This is a genomic window from Bartonella sp. CR84HXZ, assembly GCF_042194535.1.
Classification (GTDB): Bacteria; Pseudomonadota; Alphaproteobacteria; order Rhizobiales; family Rhizobiaceae; genus Bartonella; species Bartonella grahamii.
In genome coordinates this window covers 1-4198 of sequence record NZ_JBHIMY010000044.1, presented here as the reverse complement: position 1 = coordinate 4198, position 4198 = coordinate 1, and the positions used below count along the sequence as shown (strand labels likewise).

The 4198-nt window shown below is 39.6% G+C and carries 6 protein-coding genes; all 6 read right to left on the bottom strand.

All coding sequences use genetic code 11. The features are described 5' to 3' along the window. On the bottom strand, nucleotides 1–186 hold a 186-nt coding region (locus ACFIKD_RS08910; RefSeq protein WP_375647820.1), incomplete at its 3' end, for a DUF6990 domain-containing protein. 5 nt (nucleotides 187–191) lie between these two features. Continuing rightward, entirely contained in the window at nucleotides 192–659 is a 468-nt protein-coding gene (locus ACFIKD_RS08905; RefSeq protein ID WP_015856770.1) for an SMI1/KNR4 family protein, read from the bottom strand. Next, a complete protein-coding gene (locus ACFIKD_RS08900) occupies nucleotides 656–1129 on the bottom strand; it encodes an SMI1/KNR4 family protein (protein WP_375640714.1) in 474 nt (157 codons plus the stop codon). The genes ACFIKD_RS08905 and ACFIKD_RS08900 overlap by 4 nt, the downstream gene beginning before the upstream one ends. Before the next feature lie 52 nt (nucleotides 1130–1181). Next, the gene (locus tag ACFIKD_RS08895; protein WP_375647818.1) at nucleotides 1182–1763 is read right to left on the bottom strand and encodes an SMI1/KNR4 family protein; all 582 of its coding nucleotides are present in this window, start codon (nucleotides 1761–1763) and stop codon (nucleotides 1182–1184) included. A 52-nt stretch (nucleotides 1764–1815) separates the two neighbouring features. Beyond that, the gene (locus ACFIKD_RS08890; RefSeq protein WP_375647817.1) at nucleotides 1816–2394 is read right to left on the bottom strand and encodes an SMI1/KNR4 family protein; all 579 of its coding nucleotides are present in this window, start codon (nucleotides 2392–2394) and stop codon (nucleotides 1816–1818) included. Nucleotides 2395–2458: 64 nt separating this feature from the next. Next, nucleotides 2459–4198 (bottom strand): HNH/ENDO VII family nuclease (locus ACFIKD_RS08885; RefSeq protein ID WP_375647816.1); only part of this gene is annotated, 1740 nt, incomplete at its 5' end.

Below are 4198 nucleotides of genomic sequence, written 5' to 3'. Positions count from 1 at the left end.
AGCAGCAGTAGTAAGACTGACAGAAACCCACAATCTTCCGCTATCCCGTCCATAATCTATGACACCATAATGAATACACACTATGCGATCGGGGAGGTGATAATAAGCAAACATATCACCCATTTCATCGCGATGGGGCTCCCAACCAACTTTTTTTAAAATCTCTGTTGCGTCTTTGGTTTGAATCGTCATTACCCCCCAGCATGTTCCATAATTCTTTTACAGAGAAATTCATAAAAATTACTTGCATAATAATGTGACGCTCCAGATGGAATCTCGACGTAAAGTGGGCATTCACCATCCTGAAACTGAGTATAATCAAAGTAAAATGTCTCACCAAAATCTGTTCTATTGACAACAAGCTGCTGTGGTTTTGCTAAACCATTTTTTATATCTGTTAAGTGATAATAAACAATATCACCAGCAGGATTATCTTCAAAACTTGCGTTATAAATGCTAAAAATTTCATAACCTCCAATTTCTCCTCCTCCATAATTTTTTAAAAAACTTTTGTAGGAGGATGTGAATTGTAAACCAAGAGTTCTCTCAGCCTTTTCAATCAATATATCATCAGGTGCATCCTCTGCAGTGCCAAAATCAACAATATCACTATATTTCTCAACCAACTCTGCAACATCAGCTAAGGTATAGGTTTTCATGAATCTTCCCCTGCATGGTCCTTAATTCTTTTACAGAGAAATTCATAAAAATTACTTGCATAATAAAGGGGATCTCCAGATATTACCTCAAAATAGAGCGGACATTCACCATCCTGAAACTGAGAGTAATCAAAGTAAAATGTCTCACCAAAATCAGTTCTACTGACAACAAGCTGCTGTGATTTTGCTAAACCATTTTTCATTTCTGTTAAGCGATTATAGACAATGTCACCACCATAAACAGTTTCAAAGTCTACACCATAAATGCTAAAAATTTCCTCGCAACCAATTTCTCCTCCTCCGTAATTTTTTAAAAAACTCTTGTAAGAAGATGTGAATTGCAAACCTAGAGTTTCTTCAGCTCTCTTTATCCATACATCATCAGGAGCATCCTCTGCAGAACCAAAATTAATAATATCACTATATTTATCAACTAATTGTGCAACATCATCTAAAGTATAAGTTTTCATAAATAAACCTCAAAACGTGCGTTATAAACGCTCCATATTTCCTCTATCAATTTCACCTCTTCCATAGTTTTTTCCAAAAACTCTTGTAAAAAGGGATAGGTTGCGGAGTGGGGGTGTGCTCAATCTTTTCAATCGGTTGATCACCATCAGGTATCTCTTCTCCCGCGCTTTCTTTAATTCTTTTACAAAGGAATTCATAAAAATTGCTAGCGTAATATTCGCAATCTTCAGATGGAAGCATGACATAAAGTGGGCATTCACCATCCCGAAACTGCGTATAATCAAAGTAAAAAGTCTCACCAAAATCTGTTCTACTTACGATAAGCTGTTCTGGTGTCGCAAAACCCCTTTTTCTATTATTTAAGTTGCGGAAAACAATATCACCAGCAGCAATACCTATTCCACAATCCCTATAAACGCTACAGATTTCATAACCTCCAATTTCTCCTCCTTTATAATTTTTTAAAAAACTCTTATAAGAAGATGTAAATTGTAAACCGAGAGCTTTCTCCGCCTTTTCAATCAGTAGATCATCAACTGCATTTTCTGCAGTACCCAAATTGATAATCTCATCATCATATTTATTCACTTTATCAATTAATACTGCAACATCATCTAAGGTATAGGTTTTCATAGATGATCCTCAAAACTTGCGTTATAAACGCTCCATATTTCCTCTATCAATTTCACCTCTTCCATAGTTTTTTCCAAAAACTCTTGTAAAAAGGTACGGGTTGCGGAGTGGGAGTGTTCTCAATCTTTTCAATCGGTTGGTCACCATCAGGTATCTCTTCTCCCGCGTGTACTTTAATTCTTTTACAAAGGAATTCATAAAAATTACTGGCGTAATATTCGCAATCTTCAGATGGAAGCCTGACATAAAGTGGGCATTCTCCATCCCGAAACTGCGTATAATCAAAATAAAAGGTTTCATCAAGATCATAACTCACAACGAGCTGTTCTGGTGTCGCAAAACCATCTTTTCTATCGAGTAAGTTTTGGTAAACAATATCACCAGCAGGAATACCTTCCCCACAATCTCCATAAAGGCTATAAATTTCTTCACCACCAATTTCCCCTCCTACATATTTTTTTAAAAAAACTTTGTAAGACGATGTGAATTTTAAATCCAAAGCTTTCTCTGCCTTTTCAATCACAAGATCATCAACCGCATTTTTTTCAGTACCAAAATTGATAATATCATCATCATATTTATTAACCTTATCAATTAAGACTGCAACATCATCTAAGGTATAGGTTTTCATCAATTATTCTCCATAAATTATTTTATAAGTCTCTGTTTTTTCTCTTTTCATCAATCGTAGAGCATTACTGCCGGTGCTCCTGTCCCCATCTGTTAAAATCTAGACCTATAATGCCCCATTTCATATCGATTATTCCTCCTAAATTACTGTTTTTTTGTTCTCCATACCCATTAGCAAGTTTATACCAATATTCCTCTCTCTGCTTATCAAACTTTTTTCTCTCTATGAGCGATTGATGTGTTTTTGGATTAGCATGAATAACAGAAGTATATTTTTTATGAAATTCATGGCTCATTTCTGCTAAGGGTCCATCAGGGGTTTGATTTAGGTGATGCAACTCAACAGACTTACCATCATATCCTATAGGTGCTCTTCTTGCTTTCATTCTATCAATATTAGTGCCCCACACTTTTTCCCCTTTTACCATCCAGTAAGAAATTCTGTTAGGATCAAACAAATCGTCTCTCCGATAAACTGTGTAGGTCTGTCCAAATTTGCTATCGGTAAATTTAGTGGGTTTCTTTTTTAACCAAAGCTTTTTTTCTTTAGCAGCGAGTTTAGTTAGTTCTTTCCTAGCAGCTAGTTTGTCAGGATCTCCTTGAGCTGCAAGTTCTGCAAGATTTTTCTTGGAAGCGAATTGGGCAAAATCTTTCCTAGCAATGAATTTAATCCAAGCCTTTTCGCCAAGCTTTATGGCTCCCTTGGCTGCTCCAGCAACTCCTGTCATTAGGGATGCTGTTTCAGTCAATAATTTTCCAAATTCAAGTCCAGCTTTAAAGGATCCACCAGCACCGGCTCGCTCATATTCCTCCTCCATTTTATTAATGCGATCTACATAGGACTGTCCAAGGGTCCGACCAATTGTCGCCAAAATCTCACCACTGCTGAAAAAATCTTTGAGCGCTTTCAAAGTCTCTTCGGGATGTTTGGCTATTTGGAAAAAACCATCAACCGTATCGTATATTTCAGCCGGTACACCAGCTACTATACCAGCCCCAAAGCTTATATCTTGCCCTGTACTAATCGCAGACCACTTCGCAGACACTGCTGCTTCACATAAAAGGTCAGGACACTCCTTTAATTCTTTCTCCATCTGAGCTTGTTGCGCACTGCTGAGGTAGTTATTTGCAGCGGCATTACCTGCGGCATCGGCGCCGGCATCAACATTGCCACCGACAATGGCAGCGGCAACGCCCCCAGCAGCCCGTGCAACATCAATGGTGTGGTCTCTAAAGTCAGCAAACTGCGCATCAATCTTTGCGTTTATACGCGCTTCCTCTTCCGGAGTTGGGGTGCGACCATTAAGATCCCCCATTTCCTCTTTCACAATGCCTTGCACCCACAATTGAAACTGGAGCATGGCTGTGGCTTCACCCACAGCCCCGCCCACAGCACCGGCAGAGCAAGCGCCGCTCGCAACCGCGCCTTTTAAACAGCCAAGACCAGCATGGGCAACGATTTGTGTGACCGTGTCTATTTTGCCTTCTGCCTTGGCGGTGCCGATTTCTTCCGCCAACGATTTGCCAACCATATCAGACAGGGCGATGCGCAGATTGTTAAAAAAGTTCTTGTCAAGAGAGCCGCCTTCAAGAGCCGTTTGAACGCTCGTGCCAATGGCGGCTTTGATCAGGTTCTTTTTCGCTTCAAGGGCAATGCGATCGACAAAAGGAGCGGTTTTTGGCAAAGATTGTCCAACACCTGCCATTTCCGTTATTTGGCTGGTTAAACCTGCTGTCAACATCGACGAGACAATGCTGAGAATATTCTTGGAAGAACCAAGCTCATGCAAGGCGCCGGCAATATT

What these genes read in the sequence shown, in the direction of transcription:
- ACFIKD_RS08905 (WP_015856770.1), bottom strand. Translation starts at nt 659, where the DNA reads ATGAAAACCTATACCTTAGCTGATGTTGCAGAGTTGGTTGAGAAATAT.
- ACFIKD_RS08900 (WP_375640714.1), bottom strand. Translation starts at nt 1,129, where the DNA reads ATGAAAACTTATACTTTAGATGATGTTGCACAATTAGTTGATAAATAT.
- ACFIKD_RS08895 (WP_375647818.1), bottom strand. Translation starts at nt 1,763, where the DNA reads ATGAAAACCTATACCTTAGATGATGTTGCAGTATTAATTGATAAAGTG.
- ACFIKD_RS08890 (WP_375647817.1), bottom strand. Translation starts at nt 2,394, where the DNA reads ATGAAAACCTATACCTTAGATGATGTTGCAGTCTTAATTGATAAGGTT.